This window comes from Aliidongia dinghuensis (genome assembly GCF_014643535.1).
Taxonomy (GTDB): domain Bacteria; phylum Pseudomonadota; class Alphaproteobacteria; order ATCC43930; family CGMCC-115725; genus Aliidongia; species Aliidongia dinghuensis.
Genome location: NZ_BMJQ01000003.1, coordinates 1 through 14,306, shown reverse-complemented (window position 1 = coordinate 14,306; position 14,306 = coordinate 1). Strand labels below are relative to the sequence as shown.

18 protein-coding genes are annotated in these 14,306 nt (G+C 67.2%); 11 read left to right on the top strand and 7 right to left on the bottom strand.

The window, feature by feature from the left end; genetic code table 11:
* The first annotated feature begins 195 nt into the window (after positions 1 to 195).
* The 8 genes from IEY58_RS06005 to IEY58_RS05970 all read left to right on the top strand — a co-directional run bounded on the left by IEY58_RS06005 (position 196) and on the right by IEY58_RS05970 (position 4,917).
* A complete protein-coding gene (locus IEY58_RS06005; RefSeq protein ID WP_189043608.1) occupies positions 196 to 525 on the top strand; it encodes an accessory factor UbiK family protein in 330 nt (109 codons plus the stop codon).
* A 154-nt stretch (positions 526 to 679) separates the two neighbouring features.
* Positions 680 to 1,183, top strand: a complete 504-nt coding sequence (locus tag IEY58_RS06000) for a type III secretion system chaperone family protein (protein ID WP_189043606.1) — start codon at positions 680 to 682, stop codon at positions 1,181 to 1,183.
* Between the two features lie 7 nt (positions 1,184 to 1,190).
* Positions 1,191 to 2,009: a pyrroline-5-carboxylate reductase gene (gene proC, locus IEY58_RS05995; protein ID WP_189043604.1), complete on the top strand. Its 819-nt coding sequence runs from the start codon at positions 1,191 to 1,193 to the stop codon at positions 2,007 to 2,009.
* Positions 2,006 to 2,482, top strand: a complete 477-nt coding sequence (locus IEY58_RS05990) for a YbaK/EbsC family protein (protein WP_189043602.1) — start codon at positions 2,006 to 2,008, stop codon at positions 2,480 to 2,482. The genes proC and IEY58_RS05990 overlap by 4 nt, the downstream gene beginning before the upstream one ends.
* A 122-nt stretch (positions 2,483 to 2,604) precedes the next feature.
* On the top strand, positions 2,605 to 3,279 hold the full coding sequence (locus IEY58_RS05985; protein WP_189043594.1) for a TetR family transcriptional regulator: 675 nt from the start codon (positions 2,605 to 2,607) through the stop codon (positions 3,277 to 3,279).
* 142 nt (positions 3,280 to 3,421) lie between these two features.
* On the top strand, positions 3,422 to 3,850 hold the full coding sequence (locus IEY58_RS05980; protein WP_189043592.1) for a phasin family protein: 429 nt from the start codon (positions 3,422 to 3,424) through the stop codon (positions 3,848 to 3,850).
* Between the two features lie 144 nt (positions 3,851 to 3,994).
* Entirely contained in the window at positions 3,995 to 4,330 is a 336-nt protein-coding gene (locus IEY58_RS05975) for a tRNA-binding protein (protein ID WP_189044493.1), read from the top strand.
* Between the two features lie 17 nt (positions 4,331 to 4,347).
* A complete protein-coding gene (locus IEY58_RS05970; protein ID WP_189043590.1) occupies positions 4,348 to 4,917 on the top strand; it encodes a hypothetical protein in 570 nt (189 codons plus the stop codon).
* 13 nt (positions 4,918 to 4,930) lie between these two features.
* Here the strand turns inward: IEY58_RS05970 and IEY58_RS05965 are convergent, their stop codons facing one another.
* Genes IEY58_RS05965 through IEY58_RS05955 form a run of 3 tightly spaced genes read right to left on the bottom strand, consistent with a single transcriptional unit; the run spans position 4,931 to position 7,498 of the window.
* Entirely contained in the window at positions 4,931 to 6,295 is a 1,365-nt protein-coding gene (locus IEY58_RS05965) for an ATP-binding protein (protein ID WP_189043588.1), read from the bottom strand.
* Positions 6,276 to 6,995, bottom strand: coding sequence for a response regulator (locus tag IEY58_RS05960; RefSeq protein WP_308422395.1), 720 nt, complete (start codon positions 6,993 to 6,995; stop codon positions 6,276 to 6,278). The genes IEY58_RS05965 and IEY58_RS05960 overlap by 20 nt, the downstream gene beginning before the upstream one ends.
* Positions 6,992 to 7,498 (bottom strand): MarR family winged helix-turn-helix transcriptional regulator, encoded by a 507-nt coding sequence (locus IEY58_RS05955; RefSeq protein ID WP_189043586.1) that lies wholly within the window; start codon positions 7,496 to 7,498, stop codon positions 6,992 to 6,994. The genes IEY58_RS05960 and IEY58_RS05955 overlap by 4 nt, the downstream gene beginning before the upstream one ends.
* A 75-nt stretch (positions 7,499 to 7,573) precedes the next feature.
* On the opposite strand from IEY58_RS05955, the gene IEY58_RS05950 reads away from it, so the two are divergent.
* From IEY58_RS05950 to IEY58_RS05940, 3 genes are all read left to right on the top strand, one after another.
* Positions 7,574 to 8,827 carry a BaiN/RdsA family NAD(P)/FAD-dependent oxidoreductase gene (locus IEY58_RS05950; protein WP_189043584.1) on the top strand — a complete coding sequence of 418 codons (1,254 nt, stop codon included), beginning with the start codon at positions 7,574 to 7,576 and terminating at the stop codon, positions 8,825 to 8,827.
* Between the two features lie 148 nt (positions 8,828 to 8,975).
* A complete protein-coding gene (locus IEY58_RS05945) occupies positions 8,976 to 9,422 on the top strand; it encodes a response regulator (RefSeq protein ID WP_189043582.1) in 447 nt (148 codons plus the stop codon).
* Positions 9,419 to 11,062: a peptide ABC transporter substrate-binding protein gene (locus tag IEY58_RS05940; protein WP_189043580.1), complete on the top strand. Its 1,644-nt coding sequence runs from the start codon at positions 9,419 to 9,421 to the stop codon at positions 11,060 to 11,062. Before IEY58_RS05945 ends, IEY58_RS05940 begins: the two co-directional genes overlap by 4 nt.
* Positions 11,063 to 11,166: 104 nt before the next feature.
* Here the strand turns inward: IEY58_RS05940 and IEY58_RS05935 are convergent, their stop codons facing one another.
* The 4 genes from IEY58_RS05935 to IEY58_RS05920 form a co-directional block, all read right to left on the bottom strand.
* Positions 11,167 to 12,417, bottom strand: coding sequence for a tetratricopeptide repeat protein (locus IEY58_RS05935; RefSeq protein ID WP_189043578.1), 1,251 nt, complete (start codon positions 12,415 to 12,417; stop codon positions 11,167 to 11,169).
* 91 nt (positions 12,418 to 12,508) lie between these two features.
* Positions 12,509 to 12,940, bottom strand: coding sequence for an ExbD/TolR family protein (locus IEY58_RS05930; RefSeq protein ID WP_189043576.1), 432 nt, complete (start codon positions 12,938 to 12,940; stop codon positions 12,509 to 12,511).
* A gap of 127 nt (positions 12,941 to 13,067) precedes the next feature.
* Positions 13,068 to 13,499: an ExbD/TolR family protein gene (locus IEY58_RS05925; RefSeq protein ID WP_189043574.1), complete on the bottom strand. Its 432-nt coding sequence runs from the start codon at positions 13,497 to 13,499 to the stop codon at positions 13,068 to 13,070.
* 2 nt (positions 13,500 to 13,501) lie between these two features.
* A partial coding sequence (locus IEY58_RS05920) for a MotA/TolQ/ExbB proton channel family protein (RefSeq protein ID WP_189043572.1) occupies positions 13,502 to 14,306 on the bottom strand: 805 nt, incomplete at its 5' end.

Here is a 14,306-nt window from a genome sequence, read left to right as displayed (position 1 = left end):
GGTCCCTCGATACCGTTTGCCCCAATGCCACTTGCTTTGCTGTCGGTTGATGGCAGACGGTGCCTCCGCCTTGTGCAGGGGCGGGGGAGGCGATGCGGATCAGATGCGACCCCAATGACGTTTGCGTCGGGCACAAAATATGCTAGCGCATGCGTGCACGAGGCGATTACCGAGGCTGAAAGGGGCTGACGCACCATGCAAACCGACAATCGCCTGCTGGACGATCTCTCGCGGGTCGCGACCGGCGCCTTCTCGGCGCTGACCGGTGTGCGCGAGGAGATCGAGAGCCGGATGCGCGAGCAGTTCGAAAAGATCCTCTCGCGCATGGACGTCGTGGCGCGCGAGGAGTTCGACGCGGTTCAGACCATGGCCGCACGGGCGCGGGCCGAGCAGGAAGCGCTCGCAGCCCGGGTCGCGGCCCTGGAGTCGCAGCTCGCGGCCCTCGCCGGGGCCGCCGGAAAACCGGAGCCTGCAGCGCGGAAACCGGCCGCGACTCGGGCAAAGAAGGCGTCGGGCGAGTCGTAATCCCGCTCGCGGGGTACGGCGCTTGCGCGCCCCGAGGGCCTTTGGCACCCTACCGAATGTTGGGGTTGGCTCTCGGATCGACACAGTATCTCGGGACCGAAGCCGTTCCATCCGACGGGCGCTTCGGCCCCCGCTCCCCTGAAGGAGGGCAGCTATGACCGCGCTTTCCACTGAAACCGAAATCGTCGCCGCGAATCCGATCGACCTGGTCGAGGAGATCGTGCTGGCCAACGAATGGCCGCACGATCGGTCGAGCGACGAGGAAATGGTGGTCGAGATCTCGGGCCGCTGGTGCGAGTACCGCCTCTTGTTCGTGTGGCAGGAGGAGATCAGTGCGCTCCATTTCTCGTGCAGCTTCGACATGAAGGTGCCGAAGGCGCGCCGGCAACCGGTCTATGAACTGCTCGCGACTGTGAACGAGAAGATGTGGCTCGGCCATTTCGACATCTGCTCCGACACCGGGTTGCCGATGTTCCGTCACGCGGTGCTGCTGCGTGGCGCCATGGGCGCCTCGGTCGAGCAGATCGAGGATCTGGTCGACATGGCGCTCACCGAGTGCGAGCGGTTCTATCCGGCGTTCCAGTTCGTGATCTGGGGCGGCAAGACCGCCGAGGAGGCGGTCGTTTCCGCCATGGTCGAACCGGTCGGCGAGGCCTGATCCGCTCATGACGTCTGGCAAGACCGAGGTTCTGCTCGTCGGCTGCGGCAAGATGGGCGGCGCGCTGCTCGCGGGCTGGCTCAAGGGCGGCGCCGTCGACCGCGCCGTCGCCGTCGACCCAGGACCCGGACCCGATGTGTTTGCCGGCGACGCGCGGGTGACGGTGTGCCGGTCCGGGCTTGACCTGCCGGCGGGATTCGCGCCGGACGTGGTCGTGATCGCCGTCAAGCCGCAGATGATGGCTGATGCCGCGCCGGTCTATCGCGACATCGTGCAGCGCGGCGCGGTCGTGCTGTCGATCGCGGCTGGCAAGACCATCGCCCATTTCGAGGACCTCTATGGGGCTGCGACCCCGGTCGTGCGCGCGATGCCGAACACGCCGGCGGCGATCGGGCGGGGCATCTCCGTCGCCGTGCCGAACGCGCGCGTGACGCCGGCGCAGCGCGCGCTGTGCGACCGCCTGCTGCAGGCCGGTGGTGCCGTCGAATGGGTCGATGACGAGGCGCTGATCGACGTCGTGACCGCGACGTCCGGCGGCGGGCCGGCCTATGTCTTCCTGCTGATCGAGAGCCTGGCGGCGGCCGGTGTTGCCGCCGGCCTGCCGGCCGACCTCGCCATGAAGCTCGCGCGGACGACCGTGTCGGGGGCCGGCGAGCTCGCCCGCCAGTCGTCTGAGACGGCCGAGCAGCTGCGCAAGAACGTGACCAGCCCGAACGGGACGACCCAGGCGGCGCTGGGTGTGCTCATGGCCGAGGGCGGCGTGCCGGACCTGATGGTCCGGGCGATCGCGGCCGCGACGCGCCGCTCGCGCGAGCTTGCCGATTGACCAGCCTCACGCATCCGGGCATCGAGCGGGTCGCGACGGCACTTGCTGCCGCCGGACACGGGGGAGCGGTCCGCCTGCTGCCCGACGCCTGCCGCACCGCGGCCGAGGCGGCTGCGGCGATCGGCTGCGCGGTCGACCAGATCGCGAAATCGATCATCTTCCGCGCCGCATCCGGCCAGGCGGTGCTGGTCGTGACCAGCGGCGGCAACCGCGTGGTCGAGCAGAAGGTGGTGGACGCGCTGGGTCAGCCGGTCGGCAAGGCCGATGCCGGCTTCGTGCGCGAGACGACCGGCTTTGCCATCGGCGGTGTGGCACCCGTCGCCCATGTCCAGCCGCCGATCGTGTTCATCGATCAGGATCTCCGGCAGTTCGACGAGATCTGGGCCGCGGCCGGCCATCCTCACGCCGTCTTTCCCCTGACTTTCGACGATCTCCGGCGGCTGACCGGCGGCGCCATTATCGCCGTCTGCTGACTGATCGTTCGAACGGCCCATCATCTGGGGGCCATTATCCGAGCCGTCTGATCTGGCCTCTCGTCTTGCGCGTCGCCATATGATGGGATCATCGTATCGGCAGGGGAGGAGAACGTCCGATCATGGCTCGCAAGACCAGCAGCCCCCGGCCTGGCAGTTCCAAGGCCCGCGCCGACAGCAACGCATCCAAGACCGCTCCCAAGAACGCCCGTGACGTCGAGGACGCCGTCGTCACCGCAGCGCTCAATTTAGCCGCCGACCGTTCGTGGAGCGGCCTGGCGCTCACTGAAATCGCAGCGACGGCCGGCGTCAGTCTCGCCGACCTCTATGGCGTCTTCCCGTCCAAGGCGTCCATTCTCGGCACCTTCTCCCGGCGCATCGACGCGGCGATGGTGGCACTCCCGGGGGAGGCCGATGCCGCACCGCGCGACCGCCTGTTCGAGGTGCTGATGCATCGCTTCGATCTGCTGGCGCCCTACAAGGCCGGGCTGCGTGGGCTCGCGCACGAAGCGCGGCGGGGCCGCGTCGACGTCCTGCCGCTCGCCTGCCGGCTGCCGCGCTCACTCCGCTGGATGCTCGAAGCGGCGGGGATCGCGACCGGCGGGTTCAAGGGCGCCGCCCGCGTCAAGGTTCTGGGTCTGGCCTATCTTGCAACGCTGCGCGTTTGGTTGGAGGATGACAGTCCCGATCTGGCACGCACCATGGCGTCGCTCGATCGCGCCTTGCGACGGGCAGAACCATTCCTGGGTCTGCGCACCCGTTCTTCAACCACCACCGGCGACGAGGCCGTCGCCTAGCATCTTCGTTTCGTTCTCGCGTCGGTTTTGTTGCGGTGCAGCAATAACGCTTGACGGGACAAGGGCTCCCGATGGATGGTTCGATCCAACAGTTGCACTGTCGCCGCTTGGTGCACTGGAAACTTGTGGAGGATGTACGTCGATGGCCAAGCTTCCGAACCCGTTCGACACGGATGTCACCAAGCTCATGGCAGAGTTCAAGCTGCCGGGCGTGGACATGGAGACTGTCCTCGCGACCCAGCGCAAGAACATCGAGGCGTTGACCAAGGCCAACCAACTGGCGATCGAAGGGCTGCAGACCGTCGCACGCCGCCAGGCCGAGATCCTGCGCGCCGGCTTCGAGGAGGCCTCGAGCCTCGCCCGCGAGCTGTTCCAGAACCAGTCCCCCGAGGATCGCGTTGCCAAGCAGACCGAGGCGACGAAGGCCGCGCTCGAGAAGGCGTTCAGCAACGCGCGCGAACTGGCCGAAATCGTCGGCAAGGCGCAGCAGGAGGCGTTCGAGGTCATCAACAAGCGCCTGTCCGAGGGGCTCGACGAGGTCCGCGAGCTCGTCAAGAAGCACAGCAAGTAACAGCACCCGCCCACGCGCGACTGTTGCTGGGGCCGGCCCATCAGGGCCGGCCCTTTTGCTTGTGCGCGTCGGGAGCGCTTGCCTATGCTGGCGTCCGATCTCTCGAACGGATTGGACCCAGAGTCGATGACCAACCCAGAGCCGATGACCATCAGCTACGATGATTTCCTGCGTGTCGACATTCGCATCGGTACGGTCATTGCCGCCGAGCCCTATCCCGAGGCGCGCAAGCCGGCCATCAAGCTGACGGTCGACCTCGGGCCGGAGATCGGGGTCAAGCGCTCCTCGGCCCAGCTCACCGTTCATTACACACCCGAAACGCTCGTCGGCCGGCAAGTGGCCGCCGTCGTCAATTTCCCGCCGCGCCAGATCGGCAAGTTCATATCCGAGGTGCTGGTGCTGGGCTTTCCCGATGCCGACGGGGCTGTCGTGCTGGCGGCACCCGACAAGCCCGTGCCGAACGGCGCCCGGCTCTTTTAGCGCGGGCTCGTCCGGCTTTGGCGCAACTCGATGCGGCGTCATTTTCCAGGACGGCTTTGGCGGCCTTCCCCAAATCTCTCCATCTAGCAGCAGCGGAAGCCGCCACAACGTTGAAGCCTTTTGTCGATGACGGCTATCGCATCCAGACTTTGCAAGCGATCATGGCCGGCCAAAGGCTCCGGATTCCGAAGCGTATCCACTTCAGCAACCTAGACATCAACGAGCAGGCAGTCCCGATGGACGTCGAGTGCGCAGCGTGCTGCCTTCTGACGCGCGCCACGGATGGTTTTGTTAGGCAGAAGGCCCTTGGTCAGATTTTGGCACGCAACGAACCTTGGGTCGTTCCGTATGTAATGCTGCTATCCGGCGAATATGTTGTGGAGATCGCTGCGGACATGGTCGCAGCATTTCCAGCGCTTGATCGTGGCGCGTACGCTAATTTTATTCGCGAAAACAGACCTTTGATGCGTCTGCTTCGAGCGAAAGCGTCTAGCTATTGGAATTGTTATTACCGCACGTCATTTCCGGACCGGAGGGCGTTTCCGAACCTGGTGTTTCTCAATCAGGTCGAACTCTGGGCAAGTTAGATTGCCCAGCGCCTCAGCGCGGCAGCACGAGCCGCGCGCGCAGGCCGCTTTGCGGCGAGGTCTCAAGCTTCAGCTCGCCGCCGTGGCTCAGCATGATGTCGCGCGCGATGGTGAGGCCCAGGCCGATGCCGCCCGTCTCTTGATTGCGCGAGCTTTCGAGCCGGTAGAACGGCCGGAACACGGCCTCGCGCAGCGCCTCGGGGATGCCCGGCCCGTCGTCGTCGATCATCATTTCGACCGTGCTCGATGTCGGCATCACGGTCACCCAGACATGGCCGCCGTAGCGGCTCGCATTGCCGATCAGGTTCATGACGCAGCGGCGGAACGCGTCGCGCCGGATCGGCACATGGAGTTCCTGCGGCCCGATCAGGCTGATCTCGGTGCCGTCGCGCCGGGCGGTCGCGACCGCTTCGCCCATGAATTCCATCAGGTCGACGATGGCCGGCTGCTCGTTGCCCTCGCCGCGGGCAAATGCGAGATAGCCCTCGATCATCTGCTGCATCTCGGCGACATCGCCGCGCAGGCCCTCCACCTCCTCGACGTCGCCCAGGAGCTCGAGCTCGAGCTTCATGCGGGTGAGCGGCGTGCGCAGGTCGTGCGAGACGCCGGCCAGCATCTCGGTGCGCTGGCTGATCTGGCGCTGCAGCCGTTCGCGCATGACGAGGAAGGCGGCGGCGGCCTGGCGCACCTCGGTCGCCCCCTCCGGCTTGAAATGCGGCACGTCGCGCCCCTTGCCGAAGGCCTCGGCCGCGCTGGCGAGGCGGCGGAGCGAGCGGACCTGGTTGCGCAGGAACCGGGTCGCCAGTGCAAAGGTCACGAGCGCCGTGCCGATCATCCACAGGATGAAGATGTAGGGCGCGCCGATCAGCACGCGCGAACGCGGCACCGCGACGTCGAGTACGCCTTCAGGCAGCTGGATTGCGATGTCGATGATGTGCTGGGTGGCCTGCGCCCGCTCGTCGATCTGGAACGGGCGGCCGACGCGCTCGGCGAGCGCGTTGCCGAGGTGCCGTTCGATCAGGCTGCCGGTCGGCTCCGGCGGCCGGTCGGGCAGCTGGGCACCCGGCACCAGCTGGAAGCTGAATTCGGTCGAGCCGTGGGCGAGCTCGAACAGCTGCGTGTCGCCGGACGGGTTGAGCGACCGCGCGTCGATGGTGAGCGCGATGTCGCCGGCCGCACCGCTCGCGAGCCGGCGCACGACCGTGTCCCAGAGGCGGTCATAGAACACCCAGGTCGCGACCGCCTGGACCAGGATGAGCGGCGTCACCAGGATCAGCACGGACCGGCCGAACAGCGTGCGCGGCAGCATCCGCTTGAACAGGCTGCTGTTCCGGCTGCCGAGCGCGCGCCGCTCCGTCTCAGTCCGGCTTGAGAACATAGCCGGTGCCGCGCACGGTCTGGAGATAGCGGGGATATTTCTGATCGGGCTCGATCTTGCGGCGCAGCCGCGTGATCTGCACGTCGACGGTGCGCTCGTTGCCGCTGAACTGGCTGTAGGCCGACAGCGCCTCGCGCGAGACTGGCTCACCGGCGCGCTGGGCCAGCGCCATCAGCAGGGCCGCCTCGCCGGCCGTCAGATGCACCAGCGCGCCGTGGCGGGTGAGCTCGCCGCGCTTCAGGTCGAGCGCGCAATCGCCGAACTTCAGCAATGTCACCGGCTCGGCAGCGGCGGCCGGCGGCGGCACCCGCGTCAGGATGTTGCGCAGGCGCAGGACCAGCTCACGCGGCTCGAACGGCTTCGGCAGATAGTCGTCGGCGCCGCGCTCGAGCCCGTTGATACGGTCCGGCGGCTCCGACATCGCGGTCAGCATCAGGACCGGGACGCGCGTCTCCTTACGCAGCTCTGTCAGGAATTCGAAGCCGGACTCGCCCGGCATCATGACGTCGAGGATCAAGAGGTCGAACTCGAGCGACTTGAGCTTCGCCCGCGCATCGCGCGTGTCCGCCGCCTCGGTGACGAGGAAGCCGTTCTTGACCAGGTAGCGCTTCAGGACCGAGCGTAGCCGGCTGTCGTCGTCGACGATCAGCAGGTGCGGCGTCGCCTCCGATGCCGTTGGCTCGTCGAGGCTGGACATCATCGGCGCACCCCCGTTTCCGCCGGGCGATCGAAGCGCTGCCGGTCCTTGGGGGTGGCAACCAGGCCCAGCAGCACCTTGCGGAAACCGTCGACTGCGGCGGCGCCGGCGTCGCGGTAGGCCCGGGCGATGCGCGCGCGCTGACGGTCCGACAGGCTCTTCTCGAGTGCGGCACCCGCCGGCGTCAGGGTCAGGAGCCGCTGACGCCGGTCGCTGAGGCCGGGCCGCTGGCTGACGAGCCCGCGCTCGATCAAGAGGTCGAGCACGCGGCCGAGGCTCTGCTTGCTGAGTGCCGTGAGCTCGACCAGGGTCGAGACGGTGATCTGCGGCTGGCGCGCGATGAAATGCAGCGCCAAGTGATGCGGGCGGCCGATATCGTGCTCGGCCAGGATGCTGTCGCATTCGGCGGCGAAATCGCGGGTCGCGAAATAGAGCAGCTCGACGCCCTGGCGCAGGTCCTCCTCGCGGAGGAATAGCAGGGTCGCGGCGGGAGACGGATCGGGCATGGCGCGGATTATGGCGCCGTCGCGCCGGGGCGTATAGCTTTGGAAATACGAAAAAACGTTTCGGAATGTTTCCCAATGCCCGTGCCCCCGACCGACGACGCCGCCTCCGACGGTCCGGTCATCGTGGTCGGCGCCGGACCGGCCGGCCTCATGGCGGCGGAACAGCTGGCGGCACATGGGCTCCCGGCGGCTCTCTATGATGCCATGCCGTCGCCCGGTCGCAAGTTCCTGATGGCCGGGCGCGGTGGCCTCAACCTCACCCACAGCGAGCCGTTCCAGCACTTTCTCAGCCGCTACGGCGAGGCCGCGGCCTCGTTGGCGCCGATGCTGGAAGCGTTCCCGCCTGAAGCGCTGCGCGCCTGGGCGCACGATCTCGGCATCGAGACCTTCGTCGGGTCGAGCGGGCGGGTCTTCCCGATCGGGCTCAAGGCTTCGCCGCTGCTGCGCGCCTGGCTCGCGCGGCTCGGCAGGTCCGGCGTCGGGCTCCGCCCGCGGCAGCGCTGGATCGGGTTCGGCCCGGACGGGACGCATCGTTTTCTCGATGCGGACGGCCGCCATCATCTGGTGCGCGCTTCCGCCGCCGTGCTGGCGCTCGGCGGGGCGAGCTGGGCGCGGCTCGGTGCCGATGGGGCCTGGGCGGCGACGTTCCCGGTGCAAGACCTGGCGCCGTTCCGACCGGCCAACTGCGGCTTCCGGATCGCCTGGCCGGACGGCTTCGCCGACCGTCATGCCGGCACACCGCTCAAGAACATCGCGCTCTCGATCGGCGACCGGCGTGTGCGGGGCGAGGCGGTCGTCAGCGCCTATGGCATCGAGGGCGGGGCAGTCTATGCGCTCGGTGCCGCGCCGCATCGCGCGCTCGCTCAAGACGGGACCGTGACGTTCGCGCTCGACCTGAAGCCGGACCTGAGTGTCGCCGATCTGGCCGCACGGCTCGCCCGGCCGCGGCGCGGCGCTAGCCTCGCGAGCTTCCTGCGCAAGGCGGCAAACCTGCCGCCGATCGCCGCCGCCTTGCTCCGGGCCTGCCGGCCCGAGGTGCTGGACGAGGCGCCCGAGGGTTGGCCCGAGCGATGTGCCAATACGCTCAAAGCCTTGCCGCTCGTCGCTCACGGCACCGCGCCGATCGACCGGGCGATCTCGACCGCCGGCGGCCTCCGCTGGGCGGCGGTCGACGAGGATTTGCAGCTGGCGGGCCGACCGGGCGTTTTTGTCGCCGGGGAAATGCTGGATTGGGAAGCGCCGACCGGCGGCTATCTGCTGCAGGCCTGCTTCGCGACCGGACGTTGGGCCGGGGAGGCGGCCGCCCGCTACCTTGCTGGCGTTGGTTGAGTGGCGCTCAAAATGCAACTATGTCGAACGGCACTAAACGGTTTGTAAGTATTTCTCGTCGTCAAATCATTCCGACAGGTCTTTCGACGATCTCGGCGATGAGCATGTTCATGATCCGGCAAGGCCGCTCGACGGCGCAGAGGCTGCAGTGATCGGTCGTGGCAAGACCGTGCTGGTCGCTGATCCGGCCGAACTCGTACGCCAGATGGTTTCATCCTCGCTGCGGGGCCTGCAGTTCGAGCGGGTCGTCACGGTCGAGGACGCCGAGGATGCCGAGCGGGCGCTTGAATCCGCCACGATCGACCTCGCCGTTATCGACTGGGAACTGGGTCGCCGGTCCGGATTCGACCTGGCGGCCGATATCCGGATCGGCCGCGTGCCGCCGCGCCTGGATCTGCCGATCATCATGCTGGTCTGGAGCGCTGCGCCGCGGCGGGTGCTCGCGGCCCAAGGGCTGAAGCTCAATGGCCTGGTGGCCAAGCCTCTGTCGCGCGACGCCCTGGAGAGGAAGGTCGCGACCGCCTTGAACCCGCCGCCGGCGATGCCGGTTGCCCAGCGGATCGCGCCGAAGCGTTTCCTGGGGCAAGCCCTTTGACGCGGCGCGCGCGCGATCTGCTCGCCGGTCTGATCTTCGGACTTTCAGCTGCGGCGCTTGCCGTGGCGGCGGCCGATCCCGCCGCGGCGGCGAGCGTGCTCCGGCGGGTGAGCCAGGTCGACCCGGAAACGCTCGATCCGCAGAAATCGTCGGGCGGCTTCGAGCAGGCCATCGAGATGGATCTGCTCGAAGGGCTCACGAGTTACGATGCCGACGCCCGGCCGGTGCCCGGCGTCGCCGAACGCTGGGAAACTTCGGCCGACGGCCTCACCTGGACCTTCCATCTTCGCAATGATGCGAAATGGTCGGACGGCACGCCGGTGACGGCCGACGATTTCGTCGCCGCCTTCCGGCGCCTGGTCGATCCGGCCACCGCCTCGCCATCGGCGCAGATGTTCGATGCGGTCGCCGGTGCCGCGCGCATCATCGCCGGTGCGGAAAAGAACCTCGAGACCTTGGGCGCCAAGCCTATCGATCCGCATACGGTGCAGTTGAAGCTCGACCACCCGATGCCGCTGCTGCCGGACCTGCTGGCAACCGGCGCAGGCCTGCCGATCAACCGGGCGGCGCTTGCCAAATACGGCGACCAATGGACCCGGCCGGGCAATTTCGTCTCGAACGGCCCCTTTGTGCTCGCCTCGGTCGCGGCCCAGTCGGAACTCGTGCTGAAGCGCAATCCGATGTTCCATGACCAGGCGAAGGTGGCACTCGACGAGGTGCATTGGCTCGTCGTCGAGGATGATCAGACGGCGCTGAAGCGCTATCGCGCCGGCGAGCTCGATATCTCCCGCGTGCCGGCCGGCGAGCTCGACTGGGCCAAGCGGACCCTCGCGAACCAGCTCCATGTCCAGCCGCAGCTCGCCGTCGTCTACATGGCGATCAACATGCATGCCGAGCCGCTCGCGTCGAACCTGAAGCTGCGGAAGGCCCTGTCCATGGCGATCGACCGGGAGGTCTTGAGCGACAAGGTCGAGCCGGCGGGCGAGATCGCGGCCTACAGCTTCATCACCGGCGGGCTGGACGGTTACGAGTCGCAGTCGCTGGCGTTCAAGTCCATGAGCTCGACCGACCGCGTGGCCGAGGCGCGCAAGCTTTTCGAGGAGTCAGGCGCCGGCAAGGCCGGGCCGCTCAAGCTCTCGGTCATCTATGCGACCGACCGGGACAAGAAGCGCATGCTCCTGGCGATTGCCGCCATGTGGAAAGAGTGCTGCAACATCGAGCTGACCCTGGTCAATCGCGAGTGGCAAGTATTCCTCGCCAATCTGCGCCAGCATGATTTCCAGCTGGCCTACGACAATATCAGCGGTTCTTACTCGGACGCGTATGACGTGCTGTCGGGCTTCCGGTCGGGCGCTGGCGAAATCAACGACGCGGCCTATGCCAACCCGGCCTATGACGCGCTGATCGACAGGGCGTCGGCGACGATCGACGCCGCCGAACGCGCGAAGCTGCTCGGCCGGGCCGAGCAGATCCTGCTCAACGACGCAGCGGTCCTGCCGCTCAATTTCCCGGTCTATCGGGCCGTCGTCGCGACGCGGGTCCGCGGCTGGGAAGACAATCTGCTCAACATCCACCCGTCGCGCTACCTGGCCTTTGCACCCGGAAGCTCCGCCAGCTCAAACGCCGCCCCCAATCCATGAAACCCCCAATCCATGAAAAAGGCCGGCCGCAGGATGCGGCCGGCCTCGTTTCGTGTCGGTAGGGTCGTGTCGGTAGGGTAAGGCCGATAGGGCAGGGGAACGGCTCAGACCTTGCCGATCTGGAGGATCCATAGGCGGGCGAGGTCGGCCGTGCCGTCGGTGCCGCCAACGGTCTTCAGCATCTGCACGGCCTTCGCCTTCTGGCCGGCGGCGAGATAGGCCAGGCCCAGGTGCAGCTTCGCATCCTCGGGATGCTTCAGCGCATCCTTGCGGATGCCCTGCTCCATGGCCGGAATGCCCTTGTCGAACTGACCGTAGCTCACGTATTTGGCGCCGATGTCGAAGAGCGCGTTGCCGTCCTTGGCGGCCGCGGCTTCCGCGTCGCCCTTGCCCATGTTCTGCTGGTCGTCGGCGATGGTGCGGGTCACGAGGTCCTTGAGGCGCTGTTGGCGCGGCGCTTCCGTGCCGGTGCCAAGCACGCCAGCGGTATAGCCTTTGTCGACAATCGTCTTGGCCTCGCCGGTGAGGCCCGCCTGCAGTGCGATCTGTGCCATGTCCATGTATTGCGCCGAGGCCGCGAGCGTGCCGACCGCGAGCTGCAGCCGGTCGAGATCGAGCGTGAGGCGGTCGGAGAAGCCGGGCTTGACCTGGAGGCCGTGGATCAGCTGCGCCCAGTAATCCTTCTTCGGATAATAGACCACCAGCTTTTCCATGGTGGCGGCGAAGCCGGCATTGTCCTTGGTCTGGGTCTGGCAGGCGGCGAGCAGCTGCAGCTGCTCCTCGGACGGCTTGGCGTTCGCCTTTTCCTCGGCGGCGATCTGCTCGGCCTGCGCCTTGCCGGCGTTGGCGTAGTCGCCCGACAGGTAATAGGACTGGATGAGGAAGGTCCGGTTCGCCGGATCGGCGCCCGGCTCCTTGAAGTAGCGCGTGAACCAGGTAATTGCCGTCGGATAGTCCTTCGCCTGGTAGCTCATGCTGGCGACGGCCAGGACGAGCTTCGTCTGTTCGGCGCCGGTGACGCGGCCCGATGCAAGCTGCGCCTGGAAGGACTTGCTGGCACCCGCCGTGTCGCCGGACGCCTGGGCGATCGCGCCGCGCATCTGCTCGATGACGAAGCTCTCATAGGCCGTCTTGTTCTTGGCGGCCTCGGCGTCGCGCAGCTGGGCGCTCGCTTCGCTGAATTTGTGCTGCTTCACGAAATCCTGGGCCTTTTGCAACGGCTTGCCGACCTCGGGGCGAAGCTTGTCTTCGTCCTGGGCCTGGGCCACAGCGATGCCGAGCGGTGCGTGGGGCAGCAACGTGAGTCCAAGGCCGGCACCGACGAGGCCGACATACAAAAGGCGGAAGCGCGTCATCGAGGCTAATTCCGAATGGGGCGAGGAAGGGACAGGACAATACGAAAAGTGAGGCTGCGATGCAGCCTCACTTTTTGCCGGGTGGCGGGGATCAATTGTCGACGAACTGCTCGTTGCCGACGAGGGAGAGTTTGGTCAGGCCGAGGCGCTGGGCGTCGGCCATGACGGCGGCGACGTATTTGTATGTCACGAGCTTGTTGGGCCGCAGGTGCAGTTCCGGCTGGACCGGCTGGGCCGCGGCGGTGACGATGCGCGCATCGAGGCCCTGGCGGTCGACGACCTGGTCGTTCCACAGGATGGTGCCGTCGAAGTCGACGTCGACGGTGACGACCTCGGGCGGCGTCGGCGGCGGCGGCGGGTTGCCGGCCGGCAGGTCGAGCTTGGTCGCGTGGGTCTGGATCGGGATGGTAATGATCAGCATGATCAGGAGCACGAGCATCACGTCGATGAGCGGCGTGGTGTTCATGTCGACCATCACTTCGGGCTCGGCGCCCTCGCCCCCGGATCCGACATTCATACCCATGGGTTCTGTCCTTCGTTCGTTCCGGCCGATCCGCCCTCACCCTCCCGCGTTCCGCGGGTCCCTCCCTCTCCCGCATGCGGGAGAGGGTCGGGGTGAGGGTGGGTCGGCTTGGCGACTGTGTCTCGTATCAGCCGCCGTGCGGCGGGGGTTCGGTGATGAAGCCGATCTTGAAGATGCCGGCGCGCTCGCAGGCCATGACGGTTTTGCCGATGAACTCGTAGCGCACGTCTGAGTCGCCACGGATATGCACCTCGGGCTGCGGCACCTTGACGGCCACCACCTTCAGCTTCTCGAGCAGCGCCGGGAAGTCGGCGACCGACTGCTCGTTCCAGAAGATGTCGCCGTCCTTGTTGATCGACAGGTTGATGTTCTCCGGCTTGGTCTGCGTCGGGATGTTCGTTTCCTTCGGCAGCTTGACCGGCACCGTGTGCGTCACCACAGGGATCGTGATCAGGAAGATGATCAGCAACACCAGCATGACGTCGACGAGGGGCGTCGTGTTGATCGCCGAGACCACCTCGTCCTCGCCCCCGTCGGGCGAGCCGACGTTCATCGCCATGGTTAGGCGACCCGGGCCGAGGCTGCCTTGGCCGGCTGGCTACCCGACAGCAGCACCGAGTGGACGTCGGACGAGAAGTTGCGCACCATCTCCATGCCCGACTTGTTGCGACGCACGAGCCAGTTGTAGCCGAGCACCGCCGGCACCGCGGTCGCGAGACCGATCGCCGTCATGATGAGCGCCTCACCGACCGGGCCCGCCACCTTGTCGATCGACGCCTGGCCGGCGATGCCGATCGCGGTCAGCGCGTGATAGATGCCCCAGACCGTACCGAACAGGCCCACGAACGGCGCCGTCGAGCCGACCGTGGCGAGGAAGGCCAGGCCGCCCTGCAGCCGGCTCTGGATCGCCTCGACCGCGCGCTGCATCGACATGGTGACCCAGGTGTTGAGGTCGATCTGCTCGACCAGCGTGCCCTCATGGTGCTCGCTCGCCGAAACGCCGCTCTCGGCGATGTAGCGGAACGGGCTCGTGGCCTTGAGCTTGCCGACCGACTCATGGATCGAGCCAGCCTGCCAGAAGCTCTTGTTCGCCGCCCGGCCGGCCGCGAACAGCCGCGACTGCTCCCACACCTTGGTGATCATGATGTACCAGGTGCCGACCGACATGATGACCAGGATGATGAGCGTGCCGCGCGACACGAAATCGCCGCCCTTCCAGAGCGCATCGAGGCCGTAGGGATTGTCGACCGCCTCGGTCGTGGGCGCCGGGCCCACGGCCGGTGCCGCCGGCGCCGTGGCATCGGTTGCCGCCGGGGCCGCGGCGGGTGCGGCGCTCTGGTCGGCCGTACCGGCCGCCGGCGCCGTC

What these genes read in the sequence shown, in the direction of transcription:
- IEY58_RS06005 (WP_189043608.1), top strand. Translation starts at nt 196, where the DNA reads ATGCAAACCGACAATCGCCTGCTGGACGATCTCTCGCGGGTCGCGACC.
- IEY58_RS06000 (WP_189043606.1), top strand. Translation starts at nt 680, where the DNA reads ATGACCGCGCTTTCCACTGAAACCGAAATCGTCGCCGCGAATCCGATC.
- proC (WP_189043604.1), top strand. Translation starts at nt 1,191, where the DNA reads ATGACGTCTGGCAAGACCGAGGTTCTGCTCGTCGGCTGCGGCAAGATG.
- IEY58_RS05985 (WP_189043594.1), top strand. Translation starts at nt 2,605, where the DNA reads ATGGCTCGCAAGACCAGCAGCCCCCGGCCTGGCAGTTCCAAGGCCCGC.
- IEY58_RS05980 (WP_189043592.1), top strand. Translation starts at nt 3,422, where the DNA reads ATGGCCAAGCTTCCGAACCCGTTCGACACGGATGTCACCAAGCTCATG.
- IEY58_RS05975 (WP_189044493.1), top strand. Translation starts at nt 3,995, where the DNA reads ATGACCATCAGCTACGATGATTTCCTGCGTGTCGACATTCGCATCGGT.
- IEY58_RS05965 (WP_189043588.1), bottom strand. Translation starts at nt 6,295, where the DNA reads ATGTTCTCAAGCCGGACTGAGACGGAGCGGCGCGCGCTCGGCAGCCGG.
- IEY58_RS05960 (WP_308422395.1), bottom strand. Translation starts at nt 6,995, where the DNA reads ATGATGTCCAGCCTCGACGAGCCAACGGCATCGGAGGCGACGCCGCAC.
- IEY58_RS05955 (WP_189043586.1), bottom strand. Translation starts at nt 7,498, where the DNA reads ATGCCCGATCCGTCTCCCGCCGCGACCCTGCTATTCCTCCGCGAGGAG.
- IEY58_RS05950 (WP_189043584.1), top strand. Translation starts at nt 7,574, where the DNA reads ATGCCCGTGCCCCCGACCGACGACGCCGCCTCCGACGGTCCGGTCATC.
- IEY58_RS05935 (WP_189043578.1), bottom strand. Translation starts at nt 12,417, where the DNA reads ATGACGCGCTTCCGCCTTTTGTATGTCGGCCTCGTCGGTGCCGGCCTT.
- IEY58_RS05930 (WP_189043576.1), bottom strand. Translation starts at nt 12,940, where the DNA reads ATGGGTATGAATGTCGGATCCGGGGGCGAGGGCGCCGAGCCCGAAGTG.
- IEY58_RS05925 (WP_189043574.1), bottom strand. Translation starts at nt 13,499, where the DNA reads ATGGCGATGAACGTCGGCTCGCCCGACGGGGGCGAGGACGAGGTGGTC.